At 63.0% G+C, this 14333-nt stretch carries 11 protein-coding genes; 5 read left to right on the top strand and 6 right to left on the bottom strand.

Annotated elements, in window-relative coordinates; genetic code table 11:
• Positions 1 to 150 precede the first annotated feature (150 nt).
• The 3 genes from HMPREF3115_RS01325 (at position 151) to HMPREF3115_RS01315 (ending at position 2924) form a co-directional block, all read left to right on the top strand.
• Positions 151 to 1116, top strand: coding sequence for a GlxA family transcriptional regulator (locus HMPREF3115_RS01325; RefSeq protein WP_070553255.1), 966 nt, complete (start codon positions 151 to 153; stop codon positions 1114 to 1116).
• Positions 1117 to 1555: 439 nt separating this feature from the next.
• On the top strand, positions 1556 to 1867 hold the full coding sequence (locus HMPREF3115_RS01320) for a DUF4148 domain-containing protein (RefSeq protein ID WP_006405526.1): 312 nt from the start codon (positions 1556 to 1558) through the stop codon (positions 1865 to 1867).
• Positions 1868 to 2210: 343 nt separating this feature from the next.
• Positions 2211 to 2924, top strand: coding sequence for a dienelactone hydrolase family protein (locus tag HMPREF3115_RS01315; protein WP_053299151.1), 714 nt, complete (start codon positions 2211 to 2213; stop codon positions 2922 to 2924).
• A 199-nt stretch (positions 2925 to 3123) separates the two neighbouring features.
• Here HMPREF3115_RS01315 and HMPREF3115_RS01310 read toward each other — a convergent pair whose 3' ends face one another.
• Positions 3124 to 4077 (bottom strand): LysR family transcriptional regulator, encoded by a 954-nt coding sequence (locus HMPREF3115_RS01310; RefSeq protein WP_006408597.1) that lies wholly within the window; start codon positions 4075 to 4077, stop codon positions 3124 to 3126.
• Between the two features lie 258 nt (positions 4078 to 4335).
• Positions 4336 to 5634, bottom strand: a complete 1299-nt coding sequence (locus HMPREF3115_RS01305; protein WP_070553254.1) for an adenylosuccinate synthase — start codon at positions 5632 to 5634, stop codon at positions 4336 to 4338.
• Positions 5635 to 5777: 143 nt separating this feature from the next.
• Here HMPREF3115_RS01305 and gcvA point away from each other — a divergent pair, with 143 nt between their 5' ends.
• On the top strand, positions 5778 to 6683 hold the full coding sequence (gene gcvA / locus HMPREF3115_RS01300) for a transcriptional regulator GcvA (RefSeq protein ID WP_070553253.1): 906 nt from the start codon (positions 5778 to 5780) through the stop codon (positions 6681 to 6683).
• A gap of 178 nt (positions 6684 to 6861) precedes the next feature.
• On the opposite strand, the gene HMPREF3115_RS01295 is transcribed toward gcvA, so the two are convergent.
• A complete protein-coding gene (locus HMPREF3115_RS01295) occupies positions 6862 to 7170 on the bottom strand; it encodes a hypothetical protein (RefSeq protein WP_006405520.1) in 309 nt (102 codons plus the stop codon).
• Between the two features lie 1652 nt (positions 7171 to 8822).
• Between HMPREF3115_RS01295 and HMPREF3115_RS01290 the strand changes: the two genes are divergently transcribed.
• Positions 8823 to 10139, top strand: coding sequence for a replication initiation protein (locus HMPREF3115_RS01290; protein WP_006405519.1), 1317 nt, complete (start codon positions 8823 to 8825; stop codon positions 10137 to 10139).
• A gap of 86 nt (positions 10140 to 10225) precedes the next feature.
• On the opposite strand, the gene HMPREF3115_RS01285 is transcribed toward HMPREF3115_RS01290, so the two are convergent.
• The 3 genes from HMPREF3115_RS01285 to HMPREF3115_RS01275 form a co-directional block, all read right to left on the bottom strand.
• Positions 10226 to 11251 (bottom strand): ParB/RepB/Spo0J family partition protein, encoded by a 1026-nt coding sequence (locus tag HMPREF3115_RS01285; protein WP_006411397.1) that lies wholly within the window; start codon positions 11249 to 11251, stop codon positions 10226 to 10228.
• Positions 11244 to 11939: a ParA family protein gene (locus tag HMPREF3115_RS01280; RefSeq protein ID WP_006399349.1), complete on the bottom strand. Its 696-nt coding sequence runs from the start codon at positions 11937 to 11939 to the stop codon at positions 11244 to 11246. Before HMPREF3115_RS01280 ends, HMPREF3115_RS01285 begins: the two co-directional genes overlap by 8 nt.
• Before the next feature lie 1259 nt (positions 11940 to 13198).
• The gene (locus HMPREF3115_RS01275) at positions 13199 to 14323 is read right to left on the bottom strand and encodes an MBL fold metallo-hydrolase (RefSeq protein ID WP_070553252.1); all 1125 of its coding nucleotides are present in this window, start codon (positions 14321 to 14323) and stop codon (positions 13199 to 13201) included.
• Positions 14324 to 14333 lie beyond the last annotated feature (10 nt).

Below are 14333 nucleotides of genomic sequence, written 5' to 3'. Positions count from 1 at the left end.
ATTACGCCAAATCCTGCCATTTTGCGCGATCGGCTGACGCGGCCGGCAAAGCGTGTCCGATTCGGCCCGCAGCACCGCTTCAGTCCCGTCCCGTGCGGCTCGCGCACGTCTATACTGCAACGCGTCGCGTTGTCAGTCATGCCATCGTTCATGCCGAAAGTCGTAGGTGTTTTTGCCGTCCCGGGTGTTCAGTTGCTCGACGTTTCCGCGCCGCTCGACGTGTTCGCGCAGGCGAACGTCGAATACGGAAAAGCGTTCTACACGCTGCGCGTGATCGCGTGCGAATCGGGGCCGATCCGCAGTTCTTCCGGCGCGCAACTGTTGCCTGACTGGGTCGCGCCAGACGTCCCGGCGCGCATCGATACGCTGCTCGTCGCGGGCGCGCCGGGCGCGGGGCGCGTCCCGCTACGCACCGACGTGCTTGCATGGCTACGCTCCGCGGCCGTACAGAGCCGGCGATACGGCTCGATCTGCACGGGTGCGTTCGTACTGGCGGAGACCGGCCTGCTGAAGGGCCGCCATCTGACGACGCACTGGGCCGTGGCCGAAGCGCTTGCCGAAGCACATCCGACGATCACCGTCGACGCCGACGCGCTATACGTGCGCGACGGCAAGCTCCGTACCGGCGCCGGCGTGACGGCCGGCCTCGATCTCGCGCTGGCACTCGTCGAGGAGGACCTCGGACGCGACATCGCCCGACGCGTCGCGTCGCAGCTCGTGATGTTCTTCAAGCGACCGGGCGGGCAGCTGCAGTTCAGCCGTAAAGGCGAAGCGCGGCCCGCCGGCCGCTCGGTGCTGCAGGAAGTGCAGCGCTGGATCGCGGCGCATCCGGAACTCGCGCACTCGGTCGCCGACCTGGCGAAGCACGCAGGCATGAGCCCGCGACACTTCGCGCGGCTGTTCCGCGCGGAAGTCGGCATGACGCCGGCCGCGTGGGTCGAAGCGACGCGCATCTCGGCCGCGCGTCAGCTGCTCGAGAACGGCCGCGATACGCCGAAGCAGGTCGCAGCGAAATGCGGCTTCGCCAACGTCGATACGCTGCGGCGCTCGTTCGCGAAACACGTCGGCATCACGCCTGCCGAGTATCGGAAACGGCAGGCCATCGTGACCGAATAGCAGCCGCGTGGCGCGCGTCTTCGTCGGCTTTGTCTTTGATCCGGTGCGTCGCGTTGTTTCGCATTGCTCGGTGCCGGCGGGGTCGACCCGATGATGCTTCAGGGCTCGCGTCCAGACAGCCGATGACGGCGCAACAAGTTGTGTTGACAACCTTTTCTCGTTTCTCTCGACAAGCACTTTTCGATGCCCGGGCATGCGGACGCGCTGCTGCGCACGCGTCCGTTGCATCGCGCCGATTCGACCGCCGCGGCGCGTGCGCCGCCTACGTCGCCCAATCTCCAGACAAATGGCGCCTGCCCCGTAATCCGCGAATCGTTTACTCGGTTGCAATAATGATTCGCCCGCACGCGTATTTCCGGTCCGTTACGCGATCGCTACGATGCAATCAACCGCTGAACGCAAAGAGCGAAGCGCGAAATCAACGAAACCGGAGGTCATCATGAAGTCGTTCATCTACGCTGCCGTCGCAGCCGCCGCACTGTCTGCATCGTATGGCGCGCTTGCGCAATCGAACCCGTCGGGTCAACTGACGCGCGAGCAGGTGCGCGCCGAACTCGTCCAGCTCGAACAGGCCGGCTACAAGCCGGAAGTTTCCGACACGCAGTATCCGCGCGCGCTGCAGACCGCGCAGGAACGCGTGACGAACGCCGATGCAACCGGATACGGCGCGCAAGCTGCGCCGCGCATTCATGCCGGCCGCGTCGCCGCCGCCCGCCAAGACGGCCGCGATTCGATCTACTTCGGCCAGTAATGCCGCCTGCGTACTGCGGTACGCGCGCGCCGTGCCTCGCACCCCGCTCCCGTTCATCGGGGCGGGGTGTTGTTTTGTCAGCGCGTGCACATCGATGCATGCGTGCATGCCAACGCGCGCACCGTGACACGCAGCGACACGATGCGCCCCGCTCCCCCGCCGCTCGGCCTGCCGTCCTGAACGCCGGCACCCCGCATTTGCGCATAGAATGGCCGCGTGGTCGGCGCCGGCCGCAGCGAACGCGAGCGTCATCTCGAACCGCCGGGCAAGCCCCGATCGTCATCGCGTTCGCCGGCCGACTCCGATGCCGCATCAATGGCATTTTTCGAAAAGGAGCGGTTTCATGTCTCAAACATCCGGTTCCATGATCACGTTTCGCCGCCCGGACGGCCAGGAGCTGCAAGGCTACCTCGCGACGCCGGAGAAGACCGACGGCGCGCCCGCGGTCGTCGTCATTCAGGAATGGTGGGGCTTGAACGACCAGATCCGCGGTGTCGCGGATCGCCTCGCGCGCTGCGGTTACTTCGCGCTCGTGCCCGATCTCTATCGTGGCAAGTCGACGGTCGAGGAAGAAGAAGCGCACCATCTGATGACGGGGCTCGATTTCGGCGATGCCGCGTCGCAGGACATTCCCGGCGCCGTCCAGTATCTGAAGACGCGCGCCGAGCGCGTCGCCGTGACGGGCTTCTGCATGGGCGGTGCGCTCACGCTGCTGTCGCTGCAATTCGCGGACGCCGACGCCGGCGTCACCTGGTACGGCTTCCCTCCGCTCGACTATCTCGATGCGTCGAAGATCAAGGTGCCGGTGATGGGTCATTGGGGCACGCAGGACGCGTTCTTCACGATCGACCAGGTCGACGCACTCGAAAAGAAGCTGAGCGACGCCAAGGTCGACATCGAATTCCACCGGTATCTCGCTCATCACGCGTTCGCCAACGAAACGGCCGTCGGGCCCGGCCGCATCGCTGGCACGCAGTTCGATCCGGTGTGGTCGCAGTTCGCGTGGGACCGAACGCTGACGTTCTTCGGCCGCACGCTCTGGCAAAAGGCGGCCTGACGGCCGTTGAAGCGGGCGAGCGCAACGCTCGCCGCTCGATCGATGTATCGCTCTTGCCGGCACGGTCGCATGCAGCGGCGCGGCCGGCAACATGCGCACCGATTGCGAACCGGAGTACGTGGCGCGCCGCTTCCGCAAGCGCCGCGCATCCGATGCCAAGGATTCCGTATCAATGATGGCCGCAAGTGCGGCCGATATGTCATGCGTTCGCGCGCGACTCCTGTGCCGCACAGAGCGCGGCCTCGTCGGCCGCGAGCATTTCAGGCACGCACTCGCGCAGAAAATCGACGAACGTCCTGATCTTCGCATCGAGATACTGACGAGACGCATACAGCGTATAGACGGTCAGCTTCTGCAGCCGGTACTCGGGCAACACGCGCACGAGCGCTCCGCTCGCGAATGCCGGCAAGGCCGTCGACATCGGCAATGCGCCGATGCCGAGACCGGCGCGCAGCCCTGCGCCGAGTGCGTCGGCGATGTTCACCTGAAAGTCCGGCAACGGCAGTTCGAACGTCTCGCGGCCGTTGGGTCCATCGAGATGCCAGCGATCGCGCGGAAAGATCGGCGTGACGATCTGCAGGCAGGCGTGCCCTTCCAGATCGCTCACGGTACGCGGCGTGCCGCGCTCTTTCAGATATGCAGGCGACGCGCACAGCACGCTATGCATTTCGCCGAGCCGCTGCGAAACGAGGCCGGAGTCGGGCAATTCGGCCGTGCTGAGCTGCAGCGACACGTCGTAGCCTTCGTCGATGATGTCGGGCACATGCTGCGAGAGCGTCAGTTCCACCGCGACCGACGGATAGCGCTGTCGATAGCGAACGACCGCAGGCACGACGTACGCCTGCCCGAAGCTCGTCGTCGCGTGCACGTGCAATCGCCCCGACGGCTTTGCCTGCGCGTCGGCCGCCTCGGCTTCGGCTTCGTCGATATACGCGAGAATCCGCTGGCAACGGTCGAGGTAGCGCTGGCCTGCGTCCGTCAGCGCAATGCGGCGGGTGCTGCGATTCAGCAGACGCGTGCGCAGATGCGTTTCCAGCTGCGCGACCGAGCGGGATGCGTAGGCTGTCGTAATGTCCAGCCGCTGGGCGGCGCTCGTAAAGCTGCCCTCCTCCGCGACCCGGACAAAAATGCGCATCATCTGTAACGTGTCCATCGCCATGTCCCCGGGATTGAAACCGCGCCGTGCCGCGGCGTCGCCGCGTGTCTCCGTCGTCGAGAGCCGCTACGACTGTGGCCGGTCCGGCGCGAATTGTGCGGAACAGTACAGCAGCGTCGATAGCGTGTCCAGTTCGCCGTGCGCGGTCTCGTACGGTGCCCGCAGCGCGGCGGAAGACCGCGTTCCGCAAGGCGTGCGAACGGGCATATCGCGCCGTCCGACGTCATGCCGGGACGGGACGATACGCCCTGTCCATTAGACGCGCGGCGCCGGGTCGAACGGATCGCGCAACACGATCGTGTCGTCCCGTTCCGCGCCGGTCGTGATCATCGATACGGGAACGCCCGCGGCCGCTTCGACGCGTGCGATGAACGCCTGCGCGGCATGCGGCAACGCTGCACGCTCGCGCACGCCCTTCACGCTGCGTTGCCAGCCGTCGAACCGCTCGTACACGGGCCGTGCACGCGCTTGGGCATCGAGACTCGCGGGCAGACGGTCGACGCGCGCGCCGTCCAGTTCATAGCCGACGCAGAGCTCGATCGAGTCGAAGCCGTCGAGCACGTCGAGTTTGGTCAGCGCCAGCGAATCGATACCGGACACCCTGACGGCCTGACGCAACTGCGCGGCATCGAGCCAGCCGCACCGCCGCGGCCGGCCGGTGTTCACGCCGAATTCCTGGCCGCGCGTGCGCAGCGCTTCACCGGTTGCGTCAGTCAGCTCGGTCAGGAACGGGCCGCCGCCCACGCGCGTCGCGTAGGCCTTCGTCACGCCGAGCACGTGCCCGAGCTTCGACGCGCCGAGCCCGGTCCCGGCCGCCGCCGCGGAGGCCACGGTTGCCGACGACGTCACGAACGGATACGTGCCCCAGTCGATGTCGAGCATCACGGCCTGCGAGCCTTCGAAGAGGATGTGCTCGCCGCGGTCGGTCGCGTCGTTCAGGTCGGCCCACGCCGGCCGCACGAACGGCAGGATCTTCGGCGCGATGTCCATCAGCCTGTCGAACATCGCATCGCGCGAGCAGACCTCGAGGCCAAGGCCACGGAACCATGCGTTGTGATAGTCGACCAGCGCCTCGAGCTTGTCGGCGAGGCGGGCAGGTTCGGCAAGATCGCCGACGCGCAGCCCGCGGCGGCCGACCTTGTCCTCGTACGCCGGCCCGATTCCGCGCAGCGTCGTGCCGATCGGCTCGCGGCGCAGCCGCTCCTGTGCCTCATCGAGTGCGCGGTGAATCGGCAGCACGAGCGTCGCGTTTTCGGCGATCGACAGGTTGTCCGGCGTCACCTGCAGCCCGAGCTCCGCCATTCGCGCGATTTCGGCGAGCAGCGCTTCCGGATCGAGCGCAACGCCGTTGCCGATCACGCCGCGCTTGCCGCGCACGATGCCGCTCGGCAGCAGCGCGAGCTTGTACGTCTTCCCGCCGACGACGAGCGTGTGACCGGCGTTGTGACCGCCGTTATAGCGCGCGACGACATCGGCCCGTGCCGCCAGCCAATCCACGATCCGCCCCTTGCCTTCGTCGCCCCATTGGGCGCCTACCACGACCACATTTGCCACGCTCGATTCTCCATGTGAGAAATTCAGACACTCGCGTCGGCCGATGCGGCCGCTCGTGTGGCATAGTCGCAAAGCGTCTCCCGGCAATCAAACGATTAAATCTGAGCGATTTCGTCAGAAAAACTCACACGGACTCGAAAAGCATGGCACGTCGACTTCCGCCGCTGAATTCGCTACGCGCATTCGAGGCCGCCGCGCGACTGGGCAGCTTCACACTTGCCGCCGACGAACTGTGCGTCACGCACGGTGCGATCAGCCGGCACGTGCAGCAGTTGGAGACCTGGCTCGGCAAGCCGCTGTTCGAACGTCTGAATCGACGCGTCGTGCTCACCGATGCAGGGCGTGCGTATCTTGCGGAAGTCGGCGCATCGTTCGATCGCATCGCGCTCGCGACTGCGCAGCAGTTCGGGCAAGGCCAGCAGCGCGTGCTGCGCGTCAATGCGCCCGCAACGTTTTCGTTGCGCTGGCTGGTGCCGAAACTGTCGTCGTTTCAGGTCGCCCATCCAACGATCGAGGTGCGGCTGTCGACGTCGAACGAGCCGATCGACAAGCTGCGCGACAGCGCCGATCTGATCATCCGCGGCGGCCCGCAGACGATCGACGGTTACATGGCCGACGAATTCCTGTCCGAAGTCCGCTTGCCGGTGTGCGCGCCGAAGCTGCTCGAGCGCACGCCGCTGCGCACGCCGGCCGATCTGGCGAACTTCACGTTGCTGCATGCGGCCACCTATCCCGGCATGTGGCCGGAATGGCTCGCAGCGGCCGGCTGCCCGAATCTCGTGCCTCGGCATGCGCTGACGCTCGAACATTTCTACCTGACGCTGCAGGGCGCGCTCGACGGACTCGGCGTGGCAATGGGGCCGATCGCGCTCGTCGCCGACGATATTGCCGACGGCCGGCTCGTGCAGCCGTTCAGCGGCCCGGCGTTGCCGGCGTGGCGGTATTTCACCTACGTGTCGGCCACGCGGATCGACGATGAAGCGGTACGCGCGTTCAGGGACTGGCTGAAGCTGGCGGGACGTGCGGAGCGTTCGGGCGGTCTGCGCTGATCGGCGTGTGAGGTGCCTGCCGGATGGGCCGGATGGGCATGCCGGGGAGCCCGGCGTAGAAGGGATTGTCGAGGCGCGATGTGTCGGCCGCCGATCGAAAGCGACTCGTGGAGCGCCGCAGTCATCGCTGCGGCACGCAAGCCGCGAGGACATCCGCGGCTTGCGAACCGGTCGGCGCTTACTGGCCCGAACCGGCGGCCTTCTTCTCGGCGTTCTGGAGGTTCTGCGGATAATTCGGATCGTTGACGGCCGGCTTGTAGCCCGCGTCCTCGAGCTTCTTCAGCTCAGCGGTATTCTTCGCGCGCGCCGCCTTGCGTTCGGCTTTGCGTTTGGCACGTGCCGCCTTGCGCGCTTCCTGCTTGGCAGCCTTGGCGTCCTGCGCGGCCGGTGCGCTCGCATCCGACTGCGCAAACACGGGCGCCGTCGAGCCAAGCAGGAACGCAGCCGCAGTCGCGGCCAGCATCAGTTTTTTCGTCTGGATTCGCATCGCTGAACTCTCTTGTGTAATGGGTCACGGACAGACAGCACATCGAGATACCACCCCTGCTCCCCGAGCGGTAGAGAAACCGGACGGGGCCTGTGCATCATAACCGCGTTACGCGACGGCCGGGTTCACGTCGCGATGGTGGCTTGGGGATACGTTTATGGGAGATATCTGACCGAGTTGGGCTAGTCCGGATGAAGCTGCGGTCGATTTGCGGTTCGATCGGGTTTGGGAACGGAGCCGTTATCGCGATGTGAAGGATCGTGTGAGGTGCCAAGCGCGACAGTGCTACTCGCAGCGCTTCAGCAAGGGTCCGGCGAGCGGGTTGTCCAAAGCGCCGCGGCTCGGCTAGGACAAGTCTGCTTGCCACAAGTCCGCTCGACAGCGATTCAACCGCGTGAATGGCCGTCTGCCCCACAGCTGTTTCAGTGCGGCGCCCGCGTCGATTGCGTGCGGAATGACACGACTGCGCTGCCTAGATGCTCCCATAGACGGGAACCTATACGGTCCGATCGCCGTTTCGCGGGCGGTTTTCTCCCATAGGTTTCTACGTTTTCAGTTTGTGAGTAGGTGCTCACATGTGAGGTCATGTTCGACACGTAAGTCCTTGTCGGGAAAAGGAAATTTTCGTCGCTCAACTCCGGTGAGCACCACTGTGACGGTCACCTTGAACCACGTTGGCATCGTTGGGTAGCGGTTTATGGGGTAGGTCTTTCTGCAAAAGCACACGTGTGTTTACATCTTTAGAAAGCAACGTTTACTTCTTTAACTACTTTTAGCAGCCTCACAGCCTTGTCCAGTAAGGGTTTGAAGGGGGATCGGTACCCATTTATGGGAGCACAGGTAGAAGATCGTGGGGGGTGAGGTCTGTGGATTTGGGGGATTGGGTACCAGCCTGTGGGGAACCGGGGATGTGGATATGGGAAGAGCGTACCCGTCTATGGGATTTCAGACCGGAAATGGCTTGGGTAGCCATCTATGGGATCGCCTTCAGGTAGCCATTTATGGTGCGTTGCTGCGAAATGCCGAATGTCGAGAGGCATTGCGTTCCTGTTTGGGTAGCCGTTTATGGTATCGGCGAAAGGTAGCCGTTTATGGGCAGCGGTTCGGCGCTCGGGATGGCATCGAAGGTCATGCGCGCGGCGTGGTCTCCCATAAACAGGTGCCTCCGACGAGAAAGGTACCCTTTTATGGGAACGCAGTAAGGTAGCGGTTTATGGGATGCTTTGGCGCGGCCCCTGCGGCGATCGTGCGAAACCTCTCACTGTCGATGCGTTTGAAGGTATCCATTTATGGGATTTTGAAAAGGTAGCCGGCTATGGGAGAAAATCGCGACCGTGCTGCACGGCACCACGAAATGCCGGTTCCGTTCCGGTACAGCCCCGATAAGTTCCCATGGAAGGCTACCTTCGATTCGGCAAGAGCCATGCCGGGCGCGGGTGTTCGAGCGTCAAAGGTAGCTGTTTGTGGGACGCATTTTGGCCGAAAGGTATATGCCTATGGGACGACGCGCCGATCGACACACAAAAAATTTCCCTTTTGCGTCGACGGCTTAGCGTCCGTTGTGCAAGTGACGCTGGAACAGGGGCGTTGCTCGCCGCCGCGAAAAGGTATAAAGTCCGCCCTCAATACGGTCACCTTATCCGGACACCACGATGCCGCGCAAGCCCGCAAGCAAAGGCTCCGACAAACAGGTTTCGCTGTTTCAGACACCCGAGCCTCCCGACTTGCTGCGCAAGGCGGTCCAGGCGATTCACATCGCACCCAAGTCGGGGAAGATCGGACTGCAGCAGCGCAAGATGTTCAGTTCGCTCATCAAGAACGCGCTTCGGCAGGAAGCGTTCGAGCCCGGCCGCACGAGCTTCTCGATTTCGATTGCCGCGCTTTCGCACGAGAGCGGGCTGAACAGCAACAACACGAAGTACGTGAAGGATACGGTCAACTCGCTGATCAGCACCGTCGTGAACTGGGACTACCTCGCCGCCGACCGGTCGACCGTGTGGAAGGCGTCGGGCTTGCTGGCGGGCGCGGAGCTCGAGCAATCGGTCCTGAAGTACAGCTTCTCCGACCAGATTCGCAGCGAACTGCTCAACCCCGAGATCTATGCGTTGATCGATATGCGCATCGCGCGCGAGTTTCGTCGATCGCATTCGCTTGCGCTGTGGGAAAACACCGTGCGCTACGAAGGGATCGGCATCACCGCCAAGATCCCGCTGCCGAAGTTCCGCGACCTCATTCTGGGTCAGGACAAGGCATCGCAGTCGTACAAGGAGTACAAGCTGTTCAAGAGCAAGGTCCTCGTGCCGTGCATTCAGGAGGTGAACGAAGTATCGGACCACACGCTTGAACTGATCGAACACAAGTCGGGCCGCAGTGTCGAGGCCGTGCAGTTCAAGGTCACGCGCAAGCCGAGCGCCGATACGGTCGAGGAAGGCGACGTCAAGAACGAAGCGCTCGTCGATGAGGTCGCGAAGTTCGGCATCCCGCGCTCCGAAGCGCGTCGGCTCATTACGCAATACGGCGTACAGCGGATCAAGGCGGCGATCGCCTATACGCTCAATCGGACTACGAAAAAGAACGCCGCGCCGATCGACAACGTGGCCGCGTATTTCCGCAAAGCGCTGACGCACGGCTACACGCTGTCCGACGGACAAGGCGCCGAGACCGGCGCAGCAGTCCAGGAATCCGCGCAAAGCAAGCAGGAGCAGATTCGCGACAAGTATCTGGCCGCGAAGGTCGAGGAAGCCGGCGCGTATTTCCGCGAGCTCGAGATCGACGATCAGACCAAGCTGATCGAACGCTACAACGAGACCGTTGCCGGGTCGAAGGACCTGACGCTGTCGCCGAAGAAGAAGGCAAGCAAGCTCGCACAAACGAGCTTCTTCCGCTGGCTCGCGCTCGACACCTGGGGCGAGCCGACGTCGGACGATCTGCTCGAGTTCCTGCTCAAGAGCAGCCTCGCCACCAACTGAACGAGACCGCGCGGATCCGCGTCCACGTACGTCGGATCGCTCCGACGTGGCGTGCGGCGTGGACGCGAGGTCTGCGTTGTTTCGTTTTACTGCTGTGCGGCGGTCAGTGCGGCGACGTATTCGTCGATGACGGCCTTGAGCTTGTCGGCGAGCGCTTCCTGATGGGTTGCGTCCACGCCCTTCAGCTGCAGGTCGAGACGCCCGTCGGGATATGTCTTCAACTGGCCGATCGCGCGTGACTCGAGCGCGAAATCGTGACGGACGCTGTAGCGTGTACGTCCCGCCTTCTTGGTGTCGTCGCTCTGCGCGCGCAGGAAGTTCTCGAGGTCGCGCACCGACTTCTTGCGATCGATGACGGCCGTCAGCAGACGGTCGGCGGTCGCCTCGCCCAGGCGCTCGAAGATCAGCTTAAGGAAATACGCTGCCTGCAGGCCGACGACGTCGCTCGCGGCCGCCATGCGCTCGAGCAGCGTATTCGGCAGGGCGTTCAGCGACAGCGTCTTGCTGATCGATGCCTTGTCCTTGCCGATCTTTTCCGCGAGCGTGTTCTGGTCGGGGAAGACCTTCTCGTCGAGCAGGCGCTTCCATGCCACTGCGTCGTCGAAGATCGTCTGGCGTTCGTGATCGTGGTTGGCGCGATACGCGATCGTATAGAGTTGCTCCGGCGTGTGATCGGTGCGGAACGTCGCGTTGATCGTTTCGTCGCCGTTGATGCTCGTGGCGCGCAAGCGGCGTTGACCGTCGATCACGACGAGTTTGCCCGGAAACTCCGGCAGCCGCGTGACCTTGATCGGCTCGATCTGCCCTTCCCGCTTCAACGTCAACGCGAGTTCGTGCAGGCTCGATTCGGAGTAGAACACGCGCGGGTTGAACGGGTTCGGAATGCAGTCCTTGACCGCGACGCGTTGCGGCGCGCCGAGATCCAGCGCATCGGGTGGCGTGACGCCGGGGGCGGCCGCCACCGCGGCGCCGACGCCTGTTTTCGCCGCCGAGGGCGGCTCGGGTATGCGCGTTTCGAGCGCCGCGTTTTCTTGCGCGAGCCCGCGCAGCAGGCCTGCCGCGAGATGCAGATTGCCGGTCGGCTTTTTCTCTTTGGATGTGTCCTTAGCCATGAGCGGCTCCCGTTGCGCGCGTCGATGCGATGTATTGGGCCATTTCGGTCACGAGCTTTTCGATCTCGGCACGAGCCTCTTTCAGCCCCTTCAGATACCGGTTGTGATGGTGAATGGTCGTGCCGAGCGCGAACGTTTGGCGATAGACCTCGCGTTGTGCGATCTGGCTGTCGAGCAGATGCTCCCCTATTTCTTCTGCTCTTAGAATTTTTAAAATTTCTTCACGCATTTTAGTTTTTCCATTGACGCTATTCAGCATTAATGCGGAAGAGAGATTGGGATTGCGAACGGCGCGCATCGACTCGATCATGCGGATCATCGCGACGGTGCTGTACAGATCGGCCGGCGACGGCGACAACGGCACCAGGCAGAAATCGGCCACTTCGAGCACGGAGGCAATGCGCGGGTCCTCGAGGTTGCCAGGACAGTCGACGACGATGACGTCGAAGTTTGCGTCCTGTTTTTTAATTTCGGCGCCGATGCCGCGCCCGGCAGGTGCCAGCGACAGGACTGTCATCGGGAGCGTGTTCTCGCCGCTCGTTACCCAGCGGACCGAAGTGCCTTGAGGGTCCGCGTCGATCAGCGCCACTTTGTTCCCGCCGGCTTCGAATGCCGCGGCGATATTGACGGAGATGGTTGTCTTCCCCGTTCCACCTTTTTGATTGCTTACGGCGATTTTGAAGGCCATTAAATTCTCCACGGAGTTTTGCGTAATATATTCAGCGAAACGCTGATTGTCCAGACAAACGCTTTCACAAAGCTCGATTTTTTACGAAATGTGGTTGTCACGTGACAAGTAGGTCGAATGGCTGGGTGGCTCGGATAACGACGCTGGATAGAAAAATGATCGTGCGGTGATTCCGGAGCACGAGGGTTGATAGGTCTCGTTAAATTGCGCTTCGCGAACGCGGGACTATAGAAGTGCGACAGTAGGGCGGGCGGTTGTTACGTGACAACCGGGATGCCCGTAGCGACGTACCTCCACGGCGCTCGCGCAGGAGAACGACGCTGAGTTAGGCGCCTTTTCGATAAATTGGGCTCCCGTTGCGCTTGTCGCGGCCCCTCTGGTTCGCGGTTGTTACGTGACAACTCCCGCCGGCGACGCTCAGCGGGCTGCCGGGGTCTGCCGCCTTAAATCAACGCCCCTTTTGCTGCTTCATCTCCTCGACGATCGTGTCAGTAGGTCCCTGACGCCTACGACGCTCCGTAACTGCAGAAGTGCGTAGCACGGCTGCGGGAGTCGAGTTGTCACGTGACAACGACGTGGGCCGTTGGATATCGCTCCGGGCGGCTCGAAAGAAGAGAGGGCGCTACGTTCGCCGCGGAAAGACAGCCGTTGGAATCGGGCCGGGCGGCATCGGGCTCAACTGCACGCCAGCTGAGTTAGCAGCTGTCGCATCATGCAATGATGTGTCCCTAATAAAAGGGCACCGGAAACCCCGCCTTACATCGCAACGCTCTTGATTACACGTCGGACGCTGGCGATCTCCGCCAATGTGCTCGAGTGGGCCGAGCGTAGTGACGTGAAAACCGCCCTCCGCTGGCTTTGAGCGCAACCGTGAAACAATCGCCAAAAATTGACGCGCCGCCGGGATCCTTTGGACACAAGGGTTTACGCTGGATTGCTCAAGCTGTTTCACGGAGAATACACCGCGTTAGGGCGGGAAACGGGGGCGGATGACGGCCCACGCCTCAGGACATTACCCGGTGAGCTTCTTGAGAGTGACGCTGTATTGATTGATACGTGTGGGGTCGTGATCGATACGAATCGCCCGTGCACAAGATTCATTGCCGAGTCTGATGCCCGAAACGGCGGTCATGCCGCGCGCCGATCCCGGCCGGTTGTCACGTGACAACGCGTGTGCAAACCGACGCAACGCACGGTTTGGAGGAGGGCCGCGGGACGACCGCATTGCCGATATTCGCAAGGGGATATCGCCCGTGAGCTTACCTCTCGGCTTCCGCCGGACACAACCGCCAGCGGCGCGCCTTCCTTCCGGACGCGCTTTTCTCCTCAGGCACGGCACGCCACCATTGCTCGCCGCGATGCGGTGCATCGAGATCGAGACGTTCACCCATCCGCGGCGTCGACAGTGCAACGCCACGCGCCACAGCCAGTGCCGTCACTCTTTCGAACGGATCTTGCCAACGATGCATGGCAAGGTCGAATGTCCCGTTGTGTATCGGTACGAGTTGTCGTCCGCGTAGATCGATATGAGCCTGAACCGTTTCTTCTGGCTGCATATGCACGTACGGCCACTGCGCGTCGTACGCGCCAGTCTCGATCAATGTCACGTCGAACGGCCCCAAGCGATCGCCGATTGCCTTGAAGCCATCGAAGTAACCGGTGTCCCCGCTGAAGAACAAGCGCAGACTATCGTCGACGATGACCCATGATGCCCAAAGCGTGCTGTCGCCATCGAACAGGCTTCGGCCGGAGAAATGCTGCGCGGGGGTGGCCGTCAGCGCCAGCCCATCGATCTCGACGCTTTGCCACCAATCGAGCTGCTGCACTTTCGCTGCATCGACGCCCCATTCGATCAAGCGGTCGCCGACACCTAGCGGCGTGACGAATACGCGAGTCGTTGAAGCGAGCGCGAGCACCGTTTCACGATCGAGGTGATCGTAGTGATCGTGCGACAGGATGACTCCGCGCAACGGAGGCAAGTCGCCGAGCGCGATCGGCGTAGGGTGGAACCGCTTCGGACCGAGCGTGCGGAACGGCGATGCGCGCTCCGAAAACACGGGATCGGTCAACCACCATTCGCCGCGCAACTTGATGAGCAGTGTCGAATGCCCAAGACGGTACAGGCTGCGGTCCGGCGCTTCCTCGAGTTCGGATACGGTCAGCCGATCGACGGGCAGTGCGGCGGCGGGCATCGTGCCTTGTGGTTTATTGACGAGCATGTTCCATGCGATCCGGAGCATCTTCCCGAATCCCTCGGCTGGCCGCGGCCTCACGTTGACGAAGCGCTCGCCGTTATGCTGCGTTGAACGACGACCATACGCGCGACTACGCTTCCCGGCCGTAAGCCCTAGCGCGCGCTGCACAAAAGTAAAAGGTGAGGCCATGTTCGACTCG

The organism is Burkholderia sp. HMSC10F09 (genome assembly GCF_001806955.1).
In the GTDB taxonomy this organism is placed as follows: domain Bacteria; phylum Pseudomonadota; class Gammaproteobacteria; order Burkholderiales; family Burkholderiaceae; genus Burkholderia; species Burkholderia multivorans.
Note: the sequence above shows the minus strand (reverse complement) of the source record. Positions and strands in the feature narration are given on the sequence as shown.